We start from the raw sequence: 15,035 nt of genomic DNA, 5'->3' as shown, positions 1-15,035 counted from the left end.
CCCCCCAACGGGCCACACGAACACCGAGCCGGCGTCAGGCGTTGACGGTCTGGCGGGTCAGCTGGGCGGGCAGGCGCGGGGCCAGGAAGCGGTCCACGCTGTAGCGGCCGGCGCCCAGCGCGGCGAACAGCAGGGCGGCCGCGCCCAGGGTGGCGACCAGTTCGAAGCCGCCGTCACCGACGAAGACGCCGTTGGTGGCGTGCACGATCAGGAACGCGCCGAGCATGTTCACGAACAGCAGCAGCGAGACCAGCGGCACGGCGACCCCGGCGACCAGGGCGATCCCGCCGGCCAGCTCGACGATCGCGGCGAACCAGGCGCTCACCGTGGGCAGCGGGACACCCATCTGGTCGAAGGACGCGCCGGTGCCCACCAGGCCCCATTCGTTGAACTTCTGCCAACCGTGGGCGATGAAGACCACGCCGACGACGACGCGGGCGATCAGCAGGGCTACGTCACGGGGGATGCTGTTGGTCACGAATCCGTCCTTCACAGTCGATAGTTGAAGTGACAACTATTGCGACGGGATTCGCTTGTGGCAACAACAATTGAAGTTTCAACCGTATGGGGGATGTCACACCGGGTCGTAGCGGCGGTAGATCTCAGCCCGCCCGTTCCCCGGATCGAGCTTGCGCAACAGCGCGTCACTGATCGACCCCAGCTGGGCCAGCTGCTCCGGGGTCAGCACATCCACCACGTACTCACGAACGGTGTCGACGTGCCCTGGCGCACTCTCCTGGACCTTGGCCCAGCCCGCCTCGGTCAACCGGGCATTGGTCGCCCGGCGATCCTGGGGACAGGGGAAACGGTCCACCAGGCCACGGGCCTCCAGCCGCTGCACCACGTGCGAGAGCCGGGCCAGCGTCGCCGCGGTGCGCTCGGCCAGCGCGGTCATCCGCAGCGTGTGATCCTCGACCTCGGACAGTTGCGCCAGCACGTAGTAGTCGAAGTGGGTCAGCTGGGCGTCACGGCGCAACTGGCTGTCGAGAACGCCCGGGAGCAGTTCGACCACACCGATGAAGCGCACCCATGCCGCCAGCTGCTCGGAAGATAGCCATGGGGTGTTCACGCCGCGATTCTCCCAACTCAGATCGGCGCGCTCGCGGCCGATGGGGGACTCGATGAAGATAGCCGTCCCGTCCCGCGCCGTGACCGAGGCCGTCTCGGACCCCGCACGGCTCGCCGCGGTGGCCGCGACCGGGCTGATCGACCTGCCCAGCTCGCCGGTTCTGGACCGGATCACCGCGCTGGCGTCCCGTCTGGTCGGCGGCCGGGTGACCCTGGTGTCTCTTGTCGAACAGGACCGGCAGTGCTTCGTCAGCAGCGGGGGACCGGGCGCCACGGCGGAGGTCCGGGAGACCCCGCTGACCCACTCGTACTGCAAATACGTGGTGCAGAGCGGCCGGACCCTGGTGGTTCCGGACGCCCGCGAACACCCGCTGCTGCGCGACAGCCCGGCGATCGCCGACTACCAGGCGATCTCCTACCTGGGGGTGCCGCTGCGGTCGCCGGACGGGCACATCCTCGGCACCCTGTGCGCGGCCGGCACCGAACCGCAGCCGTGGACCGAGGGCGACGTCGCCGCGATGGAGGACCTGGCCGTCGCGGCCACCGCCGAGATCGCCGCCCGGATCAGCGCGCACGAGGCGTCCCGTGCCGCCGACCTGATCCAGCAGATCCTGGACAGCACCCTGGACGCGTTCCTCTCCACCGACCCGGCCGGGCTGGTCACCTCCTGGAACCGGGAGGCCGAGCGGATGTTCGGCTGGACCGAGGCGGAAGCCGTCGGCCGGGTCTTCAGCGAGCTGGTGATCGCCCCCGAGGACCGGGAGGCGTACCTGACATGGATGTCGCGGACCGGGGCGCAGACCGCGGCGGCCGGGCGGCGGATCGCGTTCCAGGCGATCCAGCGCGGCGGCGGCCGGCGGTTCCCGGTGGAGTTCTCGCTGACCGTGCTGAGCCAGCCGGGCGGGCCGGAAGCGTACATGTTCGTGCGGGACCTGACCGCGGCCCGGCACAACGAGCGGTTGCGCAGCCTGGAGTACTCGGTGGCCGACGCGCTGGCCACCGCGCCCAACGTCGAGCAGGCGACGGCGGCGGTGGTGGCGGCGGTGGGGGAGACCCTGCATTGGCCGTACGCCGAATATTGGCACCTGGACGCCGAAGGCGTTGATCTGGAACGTCTCGCGGTGTGGTCCCGGGACCCGGAGGTGACCGCCCGGATGACCGGCTTCAGCACCATCGTGCGCGGTCAGGGCGTGGTCGGCGAGGAGTGGGACGCGGGCACCGGGCGCTGGATCTCGGACGTGCCGAGCCACGGCGGGCAGCGCGCCGAGGCGGCCCGCCAGTCCGGTCTGCGCACCGCCGCCGCCGTCCCGGTCCGCAACGGCACCGACGTGGTCGGCGTGCTGGCCGTCTTCGACCGGCGCGACACCGAACTCGACCCGGACCTGATGGCCACCCTGGACACGGTGGCCGCCTGCATCGGGCAGTACGTGCACCGCCGGCACGCCGAGGAACTCGAACTCGAACTGAGCCGGGCCCGGCGCGAGTTCGACCGGATCGTGTCGAACCTGGCCGACTACCTGTTCACCGCCCGGGTCACCCCGGAGGGCGAGGTGCACCGGGTGTACGACAGCCCGAACGCCGGCGTCTTCGGCGGCCCCGTCCCGGACAGCGGCGACCTGATGTTCATGGCCGGCATGGTGCACCCCGACGACCAGGACTCGTTCCAGAGCTTCTTCGGCACCCTGATGTCCGAACAGCCGGCCGAGACGGAGTGCCGTTTCGTCGGCTTCGACGGGGTGACCCGCTGGCTGTGGTGCCGGGCCTTCCCACGCCGCGAGGACGGCTTCCTGCACATCGACGGTGTCGTCAGTGATGTCACCCAGCGTCATCACGACCACGCCCGGCTGCGCCAGCAGGCCGAACTGCTCGACCTCGCCCCGACCGCGGTGATCGTCCGCGATCTGGACGACCGGATCACCTGGTGGAACCGCGGGGCCGAGACCACCTACGGCTGGAGCGCCGAGGCCGCCGTCGGCTGCCCCACCCACCGGCTGCTCGACACCCGGTTCCCGGTGCTGCGCACCCTGGTCGACCGGGCGCTCACCGACGAGGGCGAGTGGCACGGCGAGCTGAGCCACCTGCGCAGCGACGGCAGCCGCATCATCGTGCTGTCCCATCAGGCGGTACAGCGGGACGAGGACGGTGCCCCGATGGCCATCCTCGAGGTCAACGTCGACGTCACCGCCCGCAAACAGGCCGAGCGTCAGCAGGCGGACAGTGAGCAGCGGCTGCGCACCCAGTTCGCGCTGGCCACCGTCGGCCAGGCCACGATCGGCATGAACGGGGTCTTCCAGCAGGTCAATCCGGCCCTGGCGAACATGCTCGGCCGGCAGGTCGGCGAGCTGGAGACGATGACCTTCGACGACATCACCCACCCCGACGAGCGGGCCGGCAACCAGCGCGCCGCCGCTTTGCTGTTCACCCAGGACCTGCCGATGGACCGCAGCCTGCGGATGCTGCACGCGGACGGCGGCATCGTCGACGCCGAGGTCGGCATGTCCCTGGTCCGCGACAGCGACGGCCAGCCGGTCGGCTTCATCGCCGTGATCCAGGACGTCACCGCCCGCCTGGCCGCCGAACGCGAACGCGACCTCGCCGACGCCCAGCTCGCCCAGCGCAACACCGAACTCCAGGACAGCAACATCCAGCTCGCCGCCGCCAACGCGATGAAGATGGACCTGATGGGGATGCTCTCGCACGAGATCGGGACACCCCTCAACACCATCACCGGGTACGCCGAACTCCTGCTCGGTGACAGCGACAACTTCGCCGGCCCGCAGCGCAAAGCGGTCGACGTGATCGCCCGGTCGGCCCGCAAGCTGGAACTGCTGCGCGCCGAGATCCTGACCATGTGCATCCTGGACGCCGGGCAGCTCAGCGTCGAACCCGAGCCGGTGGACGTCGCGCAGGCGCTCGCCGACGCGGTCGCCGGCCTGGAACTGACCGTCCCGGTCGACTGCCCGGCCGGGCTGACCGTGCTGGTGCACCCCAGCCACCTGCAGCAGATCGTCACCAATTACTGCACCAACGCCACCAAGTACGCCGGGGGCGCCACCGCCATCACCGTACGCCGGGACGGTGAGTTCGCCACCATCGCGGTGCACGACGACGGGCCGGGCATCCCCGAGGAACTGCGCCCGCAACTGTTCGACAGGTACACCCGCAACCCGGACACCAGCATGACCATCAAGGGGACCGGGCTGGGGCTCTACATCGTGCGCGGGCTGGCCGAGGCCAACCACGGCAGCGCGGGCTTCCGGCCCGGCGACCCCGGCGGCAGCACCTTCACGCTGACGCTGCCCACAGCCAATTGAGGACCACCGCCCGTACGGGCGGTGGTCCTCGATCGACTCCGGAGAATCAGTAGGGCCCCACCGTGAACGTCGAGCCGCTGCTGACGATGGACGGCTCGGCGTCCGAACCCACGCTCGTCGAGCCGTTCTTGACGACCGTCACCGTGTACGCCCCGTCCGGCACCGCCACCGACGGCGCCGCCGCACTGGTCACCGGGTTCAGCGAACCACCCGACAGATCCAGGGTGCAGATCAGCTCGGTGTCGGCGATCACCACGACGCCGGTGCACTCGGCCACACCCCGGTTGCCGGCCGCCACGTAGGCGCCGCGGACCAGGAAGACGTGCGCGTTGGCGCTGGTCGGGCCACCGTTGGCGTCGAACGTGAGCGACGAGAAACCGGCACCCACGATGTCCAGCGTGACGGTGCTGCCGCCGGGCGTCAGCGACGGGGTGACGGTGATGCCGTTGCTGTATTCGAACAGCACCGGCGACTCGTACGTGGTCGGGTCGTTGTCCGGGTCGGAGCTGACCACCGTACCGCCGGCGGCGTTGACGGTCAGGAACAGATTGCTCCCGGCGGCCCGCGGCCCGGTCGTCGCGGTGAAGCTGGAACCGTTCGCCGCCACCTTGATGTTGGTCAGCGGCGACCCGCCGATCGAGGCGGTGATCGGCGGCCCGCCCACCGTGGCCGACTGGAACCCGCTACCGGTCACCGTGACCGTCGTCCCGCCGCCGGCCGGGCTGGCCGCCGGGGTGACACCGGTGATTGTCGGCTTCTGGACCAGGTTGTACGTGGTCGACGCCAGCAGCGAACCGCCCGGCGTGTCGGTGTCGTACAGACAGACCGACCACTTCGCCGACGTCTGGCCACTCACCAGCGCCAGGCCGTCGGTGTTGACGGTGCTGGGACTGCCGTTCGAGTCGAGTTCCGGGTACGAGCGGGACGGCACCTTGAAGGCCACCTTCGTACCGGAGATGCGGGTCACGTCGTTGGGGCGTACGGTCACCGCGCCCGCGGTCAGGGTTCCGCCCGGTCCGGCCACGATCGGGGCGACCGGCTTCGACTGATTGGCGCAACTCCCGGACTGGAACTGGACCACCGGCACACTGCCGGCCGCGAACGTGTTCGGCGCCGAGGCCGGAACGGTGCCGACGAGCGTGTTCCCACCACCGCTCACGCCGAAGGAGCTGTTCAACGTCAGGGTCTGCGGGGCGGCGTACGCCGGGCCGGTGACACCGGCGACGGCCATAACGGTAGTGGCCGCGCACACCAGGCACTTTTTCATGTTTGCGAGCGTAGTGATCCAGTCACGGCCAGTCGCCGAAAACCCCGGAACCGGCCAGAGCCGTTGCGACGGCGGCCTCACAGTGCAACCGTGTCGTCGGGAAGACCGGAACACTACTGTCACTCTGATCCACCAGCAGCTCGATCTCGGTGCAGCCGTAGACGATCCCCTCCGCCCCCGCGTCGATCAGGCGCTGAATGACCTGCCGGTACGCCACACGCGACTCCGGTCTGACGATCCCCAGACACAACTCGTCGTAGATGACGTCGTTGACGATCCGCCGGCCGTCGGCGTCCGGGACCAGCACCCGCAGCCCGTGCGCGGCCATCCGGCCCCGATAGAACTCCTCGGACATGGTGAACCGGGTGCCCAGCAGGCCGACCGTCGCGATGCCCCGCCGTTTCACCGCCTCGGCCGTGGTGTCGCCCAGATGCAGCAGCGGAACGCCGATCGCCTGCTGGATGTCATCGGCCACCTTGTGCATCGTGTTCGTGCACAACACCACGAAGTCGGCGCCGGCCGCCTCCAGACTCCGCGCCGCCTCGCCCAGCAGCGCGCCCGCCTCATCCCACCGGCCCTCGGACTGGAGGGTCTCGATCTCCGCGAAGTCGACGGAATGGATGACGCAGCGCGCCGAATGCAACCCGCCCAGCCGTTCCGCGGTCAGTTCGTTGAGAATGCGGTAGTACTCGGCGGTCGACTGCCAGCTCATTCCGCCGAGCAGCCCGATGGTCTTCCCTCGTTCGATGGTCTTCCCTCGATTAAAGGACATAGGTGGCGATCATCTGCCCGAGCTGGCGGATATCCGAACTGGCCTTGAACTCCAGGCGCACCTTGCCGAGCCCGCTGAACCACAACTCCAACTCGGCGTCCCGGTCGAAATTACCGGCCGTCTCGATCGAGAACGCCTGAATCTTGTTGTACGGCAGAGAGGTGAAATCCACCTTCTTACCGGTCATCCCCTGAATGTTCGCCGCGATCAGCCGCTTGTTGGTGAACGCCACGAAATCCCGGGTGGTCTTGAACGCGTACAACAACTGCTCCCCGTTGATCAACAGGGGTGCGACCTGCTGGTACACCGATCCCGGGTCGACCGGGGTGAGCTTGAAGACAGACGGGCTGGAAAAATCGATCACGCCCCGATCGTAGATTCCGCCCGCCAGCCCGCGAGCCGCACGACCAGTTCCCGGTACTCCCGGCGCATCGGCAACTCCCATTCCACCCGGTCACCCCACAACCCGATCCCGCGCCGCTGCCAGGCCGGAACGGCACTGAAATTGACACCGCTCCGGTGCAGCAGTTCGTTCTTGCCCGCCGTGCTCAACCCGCTCAGCGCCTCGGTGGCCCGCTGCCTCGTCGCCCCGTCCTGCCGAAGCGTCCAGTAACACCAGCCGTGCAGCGCCGACCGCCCGGCGTCCGCCTGCCGCCACTGGAAGTAGTCGGCGACATCCTCGACGGTGGCCCCGATCCAGACCCGCGAGTCGAAATGACCCAGGATCCCGCTCTCCAGGGTGAACCCGGCACTGGCCAGCCCCGCCGACACGGAGACCAGCTTCTCCAGCTTGCGCCCGAACATCCAGAATCCAGGATCGAACAACAAGGAGATCTCATCACTGACGGTGTACGCGTACCGAGCCCCGCTGAGCGCTCCCACCAGAATCCACAGCCCGCCCCGACACACGAGCACCCTATCGGCGCCCGCCTCTCGGTCGCTAACCGCTCGGCCGCCTACCGCTCCCGTTCGCTGTTCAGTCTCTGCTGTTCCCGCCCCGGTCCCGGCCTGCTGCGCTGCCTCTCGCCGCTTCCGTTCGCTGTCCTGCCCGCCGCGTGTTCGGGTGTCGAGCGGGGCAGCGTGCGGCTGGGCGCGGCGGCTATCCTGGCCAGCCGGAGTGCCGCCCGATCGATGCCTCTCATGGAGGCGGGGGTCAGTTCTCGTCCAGCCAGGCGCTGTAACGCAGGCGCAGCGCCCGTTCGGTGCTGGCGACCGCTGCGACGAGGCCGATGACCACCGTGGACCAGACCGGCAGGTCGAGGGGTGAGGTGAAGGTGCCCCAGCGCTCGGCCACCGGCGGGATCCGGGACAGCGATTCGACGAGTGCCGGCAGCCCGAGCAGCAGGGCGACGAGGAGCAGGATGACCGAGACGACGCCGATCCAGCGGCTGAGGACCGGATGGTCCCGATCGAGGCGGGCACGTCGCCCCTCACCGGAGCGCGGGTCCGGGACGAGCTGCCGCTCCGTACCGTCGTCGGCGACGTAGTGACAGCGCCGCAAGCCGAACGTGGTGGTGGCCACCTCGATCGCGCCACCCTCGATCGGGAAGACGGCCGGAACCACCGACCGGGCGTATTGATAACCGTCCCGGTAGAGATGCGCCCCGGTCTCTCCCATATCGTTCTCGGAACGCATGTGCCGCACGTCGACGGCATACTCAGCCGGCCGCCCCGGGGCATCGGCAGGCAGATACATCAGCGATCGACTCAACGGCTGCCACCAGCGGAATCGTTTCAGCGGCCGACCGTTTCCGGCCCGCACCCGCTCGATCGCGCGGCGACGCCGCCACTGCTTGAACATCTCTCGCTCCAGGTTTCGGCTCGACCACAGGGACGGCGCGACCCATGAGAAACCATGTCCTAGGGACACGGTCAAGAGCGACCGGTCTGGTCCTGGCCGGCCTGTGCCTGCTACTGCCGTTCGTGACCGGTTCGTGCACCGCCCCGGAACAGCCCCGGATGCAGTGGAAGATCACCTGGACCGGCCTGGACCTCCTCGCCGGTGGCCGCCCGGACCTGGACTTCACCCAGGACTCGGACAAGGAACCGATGCGCCGCCTGGACGCCGAGGGCGTGCGGGACCTGCTGGGCACCCCGACACCACCCACCGTTCCACCGCAGCCGGTGGCGTGGCTGGCGGTGACGCTGATGCTGGCGTCACTGGCCGCGTCAGCGTCACCGTCCCGTATCTGGCGCCCGGCATTGACCGCGGGCTTCGCGGTAGCCGCCGCCATCGTCCTGGCCGGCGCCACCCTCCTGGCCCGATCCGCCGCGGTGGACACGGCGGCGACCTCTATCGGCCGCATCCCACCAGGCCGAGACCCACGAGCTTGGGAGCACTACAACCTGTTGAACGACTCCTTCTCCCTCGCATACGGCCATTGGCTCGCGATCCTGACCCTGTCCCTGGTAGCCATGGCCGCCCTCATCGACCTGATACGTCAGCGAGAACCCGGCTAGCACCCGGCACCCCCTCCGCGAAGTTGTTCGCCCGGCCGGTCGCCTGCCCGCCCGGCCGGTCGCCTGCCCGCCCGGCCGGTCGCCTGCCTGCCCGGCCGGTCGCCTGCCCGCCCGGCCGGTCGCCTGCCTGGCCGGTCGCCTGCCCAGCCCTTCGCTGGGGCGCGGCCATCTCGCGTCGTCACGGTGTTCGCCAGATGCACGGCAGGAAGGCGTAGACCAGGAACTCCACGGACGAGGACGTGGCCGTCGTCTTCGCCCAGTGCCGTGGCGACCTCGGGTGCCATTCCGGTGGCTACATCCTCACCGAGGGCCGCTCGGACAACAGCACGATCACGGTCGTCCAGTTCATCCACAACATGGCGTTCCACGGCCCGGACAACCTGGGTCGTCGATCCGGCCACAGTGATGGACATCCACGGTGTAACCCTCAGATCCTTTCGGAACCTTGATGCCGTCGACGCCCTCGACCGAAGACATCGCAGCCGGCGATTCGCCAATAGGCAGATCATCGGTGAACACGATTGTCCCAACCAGCCTGATCGCCGTTCACGCCAGTGATGCGGCCGCCCAGGAGAGGAGGCGGGCCAGGTGCGGATCGGCTTCCCCCGACATGATCTCCGGCCGACCGAGAACGATCTCGCCGCCCGTCCCGTCGATGGTTATCCACGTGCCCTCGGCCAGGGGACCGGCCGGAGAGTCGACACAACCGGTCGCCGTGTCGACGCGGAGCGAGGTGGCCCCGACGACGGCTGGGCGCCCCAGGGAACGGGCCACCACCGCGGCATGGCTGGTGGGACCGCCGACCGTGGTGACGATGCCGGCCGCTGCTGCCATGCCGTGAACGTCCAGCGGAGAGGTGTGTGGCCGGACCAGGATCACCGGCCCGGTGGTGGCCATCCGGGCGGCCTGGTCGGCGGTCACCGCGATCCGGCCGTCCGCCGCGCCCGGGCTGGCGCCGATCCCGCGCCCGACGATCGTGATGTCGCCGTCCAGCCGGATCCGTGGAATCCGGGCGGCGCGCAGTTGCCACGGCGTCACCCGGGTGAGTGCGGTTTCACGATCGGTGATCCCCTCGTCGGCGAGGTCGACAGCGGCCCGGACCGCCGCACGCCCGGACAGCCCGCCCGGCCGGACCTGAAGAAACCACAGTCGTCCGGATTCGTAGGTGAACTCGACATGGCAGACGTCCCGATAGTGCCGCTCCAGCCGGGACAGCGCCGCGAGCAGTGCCGCCCAGACCGCTGGCTCCCGGTCGGCCAGCTCAGCCAGTGGCCGGGTCGGGAACCGGCCGGAGACCACGTCCCCGCCCTGACTCCCGAAGAGCACATCCCCAAACGGGACGTTCGCGCCAGTGCTCGGATCACGGCTGAAGGCGACCCCGCTCCCGCTGTGGGAGTCACGATCACCGAGGACCATGACCTGCACGATCACCGCAGTGCCGAGATCATGGGGTATGTCGTGCAACTCCCGGTAGGCGACGGCCCGAGGGGTGTTCCAGGAGGCGAAAACCTCCCGCACGGCGCGCCGGACCAGGTCGGCGGAGTCAGCCGGGTCCGCCGAACAGTTCTGATCGTCGGGCGCAACGTGATCGTCGGGCCCAACGTGATCGTCGGGCCCAACGTGATCGTCGGGCCCAACGTGATCGTCGGGCCCAACGTGATCGTCGGGCCCAACGTGATCGTCGGGCACGGCGGTGGTTCCGGTCTCGTCTGTGGTCTCTGACTTAGGTGCGGTCTCAACTGGGGGCGCGGTGGTCACGTTTGCGGTGGTCACATTGAGGACGGTGTCCATCATGCCGGGCATGGAGACGGCCGCGCCGGACCGGACGGACACCAGCAGCGGTGGCGAGGGGTCGGTGGCCTGATCTCGGCCGGACTGCAACGTCGCGAGAGCAGCCGTCAGCTCGGCATCCAGGCTCTCCGGGAGCCGGCCGTCGCGAAGGAACGCGCGGCAAGCCTCGGTGGAGATCACAAAGCCGGCCGGGACCGGCAGGCCCAGGCTCATCAGGGTGATCAAGCCATCAGCCTTGGCCCCGATCAGGTCGAGTGCGGGCGGACCAGAGGCATCGGAACCGGCCGCGCCGGGGATCGGGGCCGGGATCAGCGGATGGATGAACCTCATCGCGGCATGCCCAACGTGACCAGCAGATCCTCGTGGAGCTGGAACCACACCGCGTGATACGACGTTGTGGTCTCGGCCAGGTGCTCCATCGCACCCGACTCTGCCCGCGCCAGCGCTGTCGCCAGCCGAGGGCGGTAGGAAACGAAGCGGGGCAGCGCGGTCGTCAGTGCCGAGCAGACCGGGACGGCCCGCCTGTCCAGGTCGGTGAAGCGGACGAGAATCCGGCCGTCATACGCGGAATCCTGGTGATCATTAGGCGAAGCCACCCCGTTCACCATGCGGAGATGCCAGGCCGAGCAGAGATCCAGAAGCTCGGGATTGAGGACCATGAACTGCTCGAACGCCTCGACCATAGAGGGGCGGGCGCCCGAGGCGGACAACTCCTCGGCGATCAGACGGGCATCCTCGGTCTTGCCCTCCTCGGTCAGGCCCCAGCCGCCGAACGGTCCGGGGACCTTCGTCACCAGGCCGTCGATCGCCAGGTCGATCAGCCGCGACTCCACCTCGCCAGGGAGGATCCCGGTGACGCCGGCGATCCGCTCCAGGTCGGTGTAGCCCATGCAGCGCAAGGTGTGCAGCACCAGAAGATCTGTCATGACGGGTCCCTCCCCGTGGAAGTGTCGGCCGGTGGGATGGCGACGGCGACGGCGTGGCCCGCACCCCGGCCCCGGGCGCGAGCCAGGACCCGGCCGGCGCGGACCCGGACGGCCGCCTCGGTGTCGTCGGCGATCGCCGCGCCGATGGCGGTGGCCAGTGCGGGCCCCTCGTCGAGGTCGACGTGGACCGGGGGAGCGGCGGCCGCCGGGAACGTCCGGCGCAGGCAGGCGGCGAGACCGGTGATCCGCAACCGGACCAGCGCACCGGTCTCGGTGGGGCTGTCGGTCACCACGGCGATCGTCACCCGCTCGCCCGGTGCCGCGGCACGAACCGCCTCCTCGGCAGCGCTGAGACGCGCGGCGCCCAGGACGACGACGATGCCGTCCTCCGGCTCCGGCCAGGGGTCGTCGCACAGCTCGGCGGCCTTGATGAAACCGAGATGGGGCGGATCCCAGGTGTCGGCCAGATCGAGCCCGGCCAGGTGACCGCAGGCCCGCGCCACGTCGAAGGGATCACCGAAGCCGGGAGCGGCCCCGGCCAGATGGTCGGCGCCGTGCAGCATGGTGAGGATCAGCTCGGCGACGCGCACCCGGCGAGCCGCTGACGGCGGACAGGACTCCAGCGACAGCGCGAGCATCAGCGCCTCGAGACGGGTCAGCTCACCGAGCACCGCCCGGCCGTTGTCGTCGTCGAAGACCCCGGTCACCGAGCCGGAGCGCAGCCGGGCCGTCGCCGCGTCGTCGGCAGCGAGTGGCAGGCGCTCCAGCCAGGTCCGCGCGAACGCCTCCGAGGCACTGGCGGCATCGGTGTGCAGGGCCTCGACGCTCCCGTGTGGGGCGTGTGGCCACGAGTCCAGCAGAACCGCCAGGTAGAGCGATCGCTTGCTCGGGAAGTTCGAATAGACGGCGCCCCGGGTCAGATCGACGCGCGATGCGATGCGGTCGATCTTCGCGTCGGCATAACCGTGCTCGGCGAACTCCGCTGCCGCCGCGCCCAGCACCGTCGCACGGGTGCGGGCCTGCTGCTGTGCTCGTGTCAGTCGGACCATGCCGGAAACGATACACCCAACATCTGGATGATAAGAACATCTGAAAATGGGTTGGCGAGGGTTCCGGCGGGCCGCTAACGTTGCCGCCATGTTCAAGGCGTTCGCGTTCTTCAGGATCCGCAGCAGCCGCTGACGGCGGCGCTACCTGCGGTTTTGCCCCGCCGTCTCGGTCCTGCCGGGCGGCCCACAAGGCTTCCCGGCTCATTTCGAGCTGCGGAGCTTCCCGATCATGTCTTTTGCGCACCTGCGTGCCGATAACGTCTCTGTCCGACTCGGAGCGCGTCTGGTCCTCGACCAGGTCTCCGTCACTGTTTCACCCGGCACCCGTCTCGCCGTCGTCGGCGAGAACGGCCGGGGCAAGACGACACTGCTGCACGTCCTGGCCGGACTGCTGATTCCTGACGAGGGGTCGGTGCACCGGTCCGGAACCATCGGGCTGGCGGCCCAGGCGCTGCAAGCCGCTCCCGGTGACACGGTGGGCACCCTCACCGACGCCGCCCTGGCCGACTCGCTGTCGGCCCTGGCGGACCTGGACGAAGCCACGCTGGCTCTGGCCGCCGGTCACCATCCCACGGGGGATCCCGGAGACGTGCCGGGCAGCGGCGGGTCGGCGGGGCGCCGTCAGGGCGTGATGGCCGGTGGTGGGATGGCGGGGGATGGGCTGGGCGGCGGTGGGCCGGTGGGGCGCCGTGAGGACGTGGTGGCCGCTGGTGGGACGACCGGGTGCCGCGATGTTGACGAGTGGTATGCGGCGGCGCTGGAGACCGTGACGCGGCTGGACGCCTGGGATGCCGAGCGCCGGGTCGACGTGGCACTGGAGGCGCTCGACGCCTGCACCGACCGGGATCGGGAGTTGCGGACGTTGTCGGTGGGGCAGAGGTACCGGGTTCGGTTGGCGTGCCTGCTCGGGGCGCACCACGACATCCTGCTGCTCGACGAGCCGACCAACCATCTCGATGCCGGTGGGCTGGCGTTCCTGACCGGCCGTCTCCGGGAGCATGCGGGTGGGCTGGCCGTGGTCAGCCACGACCGGCAGTTGTTGCGGGATGTCGCGCGGCAGTTCCTCGATCTGGATCCCAGTCAGGACGGGAGGGCGCGGGTGTATGCGGGCGGGTACGACGAATGGCAGGCCGGACGGCTGCGGGATCGGGCCTCCTGGGAGCAGGGCTATGCCGAACAGCGGGCCGAACACGTGCGGTTGTCGGCGGCGGTGGACCGGGCTCGGGCCCGGCTCACCACCGGATGGCGGCCGGACAAGGGGGTTGACAAGCACAAACGCCAGTCGCACACACCCGGGGTAGTGCAGGCGCTGAACCGGGAGAAGGAGGCGCTGGAGGCCCATCGGATCACGGTTCCGGCGCCGCCGCCGGCGCTGCGATGGCCGGAGCTGGACACCCGCAAGGGGGTGCCGTTGTTGAGCGCCGAGGGGGTACGCGTCCCGGGGCGCCTGGACACCCCGGTGACCCTCGCGCTCACCGGAGGAGACCGGCTGCTCGTGACCGGGGCCAACGGGACCGGTAAGTCCACGCTGCTCTCCGTGTTGGCGGGGTGTCTGGAACCGGGGTCCGGGTCGGTGCACCGGTCGGCGGAGACGCGGGTGGCGCTGGTCGCGCAGGAGGTCCCGGAATGGCCGGCCGACACCACCGCGCACCGTCTGCTCGCCGGGCGGGGCACGATGGGCCTGCTCGACGCCGAGGCGCTGCGTACGCCGGTGCGGTTGCTCTCTCAAGGGCAGCAACGAAGGCTGGACCTGGCGTTGCGGCTGGCGGAACGACCCGACCTGTTGATCTTCGATGAGCCGACGAATCACCTGTCGTCCGCGCTGGTCGACGAACTGACCGAGGCCCTGCTCGGCACCCCGGCGGCCGTGGTGATCGCCACCCACGACCGGCAGCTGCTCGCCGACCTGTCCACATGGCCCCGCCTGGAAGTAGGCCAGCCGATGACCGAGGGCTGAGAAGCGCGGACGGGCCGGCCCACTCGGCGACGAAACGGGGCCGGCCGGTGATGAGGAGCCGGATCAGTGCGCTGACGTGCGGTTCGGTGCTGGCGAAGGCGATCGGAAAGGGTGGGTCGGGGGACTGAGCAGTCCAGGATCCGGCCGTCGGAGGTTTCGCGAAGAAGGGGGACGGGGGAGCCGTACGAGTGGCAGGCGCGCCAGCGGACTTGACTGTGCCGTCGGTCAGCGACAGGGCTGTCACCTCGCCGTTCGGATAAGCGACGTCGGCGGTGTGGTCGTCGGCGTCCAAGTCGGTGGCGGGCCGGGCGGTCCGGGCGGTCGACGTCCCGGATGTAGTCACGGCTGCCCCGCCGGATCCGCAGTCGGTAACGGCTCCCGCCGTAAGGGAGCGGCGCGATCATCGGCCGCGCCGCGGAGAAGAGTGAACA

13 protein-coding genes and 1 pseudogene are annotated in these 15,035 nt (G+C 69.8%); 3 read left to right on the top strand and 11 right to left on the bottom strand.

Annotated features, from left to right (window positions below):
- Nucleotides 1-34 precede the first annotated feature (34 nt).
- Entirely contained in the window at nt 35-478 is a 444-nt protein-coding gene (locus ACQ0O7_RS36350; protein WP_430789288.1) for a DoxX family protein, read from the bottom strand.
- Nucleotides 479-574: 96 nt separating this feature from the next.
- On the bottom strand, nt 575-1,069 hold the full coding sequence (locus tag ACQ0O7_RS36345; RefSeq protein WP_430789286.1) for a MarR family winged helix-turn-helix transcriptional regulator: 495 nt from the start codon (nt 1,067-1,069) through the stop codon (nt 575-577).
- A 52-nt stretch (nt 1,070-1,121) separates the two neighbouring features.
- Between ACQ0O7_RS36345 and ACQ0O7_RS36340 the strand changes: the two genes are divergently transcribed.
- Complete coding sequence (locus ACQ0O7_RS36340) at nt 1,122-4,382, top strand: PAS domain S-box protein (protein ID WP_430789284.1); 3,261 nt, start codon at nt 1,122-1,124, stop codon at nt 4,380-4,382.
- A 46-nt stretch (nt 4,383-4,428) separates the two neighbouring features.
- Here ACQ0O7_RS36340 and ACQ0O7_RS36335 read toward each other — a convergent pair whose 3' ends face one another.
- The 5 genes from ACQ0O7_RS36335 to ACQ0O7_RS36315 all read right to left on the bottom strand — a co-directional run bounded on the left by ACQ0O7_RS36335 (nt 4,429) and on the right by ACQ0O7_RS36315 (nt 8,222).
- Nucleotides 4,429-5,649 (bottom strand): IPT/TIG domain-containing protein, encoded by a 1,221-nt coding sequence (locus ACQ0O7_RS36335; RefSeq protein ID WP_430789283.1) that lies wholly within the window; start codon nt 5,647-5,649, stop codon nt 4,429-4,431.
- A gap of 22 nt (nt 5,650-5,671) precedes the next feature.
- Nucleotides 5,672-6,421, bottom strand: a complete 750-nt coding sequence (locus ACQ0O7_RS36330) for an aspartate/glutamate racemase family protein (RefSeq protein ID WP_430789281.1) — start codon at nt 6,419-6,421, stop codon at nt 5,672-5,674.
- Nucleotides 6,411-6,785 (bottom strand): PH domain-containing protein, encoded by a 375-nt coding sequence (locus ACQ0O7_RS36325; RefSeq protein ID WP_430789279.1) that lies wholly within the window; start codon nt 6,783-6,785, stop codon nt 6,411-6,413. The genes ACQ0O7_RS36330 and ACQ0O7_RS36325 overlap by 11 nt, the downstream gene beginning before the upstream one ends.
- Nucleotides 6,782-7,303, bottom strand: a complete 522-nt coding sequence (locus tag ACQ0O7_RS36320) for a tRNA(His) guanylyltransferase Thg1 family protein (protein ID WP_430789277.1) — start codon at nt 7,301-7,303, stop codon at nt 6,782-6,784. The genes ACQ0O7_RS36325 and ACQ0O7_RS36320 overlap by 4 nt, the downstream gene beginning before the upstream one ends.
- Before the next feature lie 271 nt (nt 7,304-7,574).
- Nucleotides 7,575-8,222, bottom strand: a complete 648-nt coding sequence (locus tag ACQ0O7_RS36315) for a hypothetical protein (protein ID WP_430789275.1) — start codon at nt 8,220-8,222, stop codon at nt 7,575-7,577.
- A gap of 44 nt (nt 8,223-8,266) precedes the next feature.
- On the opposite strand from ACQ0O7_RS36315, the gene ACQ0O7_RS36310 reads away from it, so the two are divergent.
- Nucleotides 8,267-8,881, top strand: coding sequence for a hypothetical protein (locus ACQ0O7_RS36310; RefSeq protein ID WP_430789273.1), 615 nt, complete (start codon nt 8,267-8,269; stop codon nt 8,879-8,881).
- Nucleotides 8,882-9,427: 546 nt separating this feature from the next.
- Here ACQ0O7_RS36310 and ACQ0O7_RS36305 read toward each other — a convergent pair.
- From ACQ0O7_RS36305 to ACQ0O7_RS36290, 4 genes and pseudogenes are all read right to left on the bottom strand, one after another.
- The gene (locus ACQ0O7_RS36305; RefSeq protein ID WP_430789294.1) at nt 9,428-10,207 is read right to left on the bottom strand and encodes a PEP-utilizing enzyme; all 780 of its coding nucleotides are present in this window, start codon (nt 10,205-10,207) and stop codon (nt 9,428-9,430) included.
- A gap of 12 nt (nt 10,208-10,219) precedes the next feature.
- Nucleotides 10,220-10,885: pseudogene (locus ACQ0O7_RS36300) on the bottom strand (PEP/pyruvate-binding domain-containing protein); the annotation flags it as partial.
- A gap of 113 nt (nt 10,886-10,998) precedes the next feature.
- Complete coding sequence (locus tag ACQ0O7_RS36295; RefSeq protein ID WP_430789272.1) at nt 10,999-11,598, bottom strand: transcriptional regulator; 600 nt, start codon at nt 11,596-11,598, stop codon at nt 10,999-11,001.
- Nucleotides 11,595-12,647, bottom strand: a complete 1,053-nt coding sequence (locus tag ACQ0O7_RS36290) for a TetR family transcriptional regulator (RefSeq protein WP_430789271.1) — start codon at nt 12,645-12,647, stop codon at nt 11,595-11,597. Before ACQ0O7_RS36290 ends, ACQ0O7_RS36295 begins: the two co-directional genes overlap by 4 nt.
- A 229-nt stretch (nt 12,648-12,876) precedes the next feature.
- Here ACQ0O7_RS36290 and ACQ0O7_RS36285 point away from each other — a divergent pair, with 229 nt between their 5' ends.
- Nucleotides 12,877-14,604, top strand: coding sequence for an ATP-binding cassette domain-containing protein (locus tag ACQ0O7_RS36285; RefSeq protein ID WP_430789270.1), 1,728 nt, complete (start codon nt 12,877-12,879; stop codon nt 14,602-14,604).
- The last annotated feature ends 431 nt before the right edge of the window (nt 14,605-15,035 follow it).

The organism is Actinoplanes sp. G11-F43, assembly GCF_050589265.1.
In the GTDB taxonomy this organism is placed as follows: domain Bacteria; phylum Actinomycetota; class Actinomycetes; order Mycobacteriales; family Micromonosporaceae; genus Actinoplanes.
This window is presented reverse-complemented; position numbering and strand designations above follow the sequence as displayed.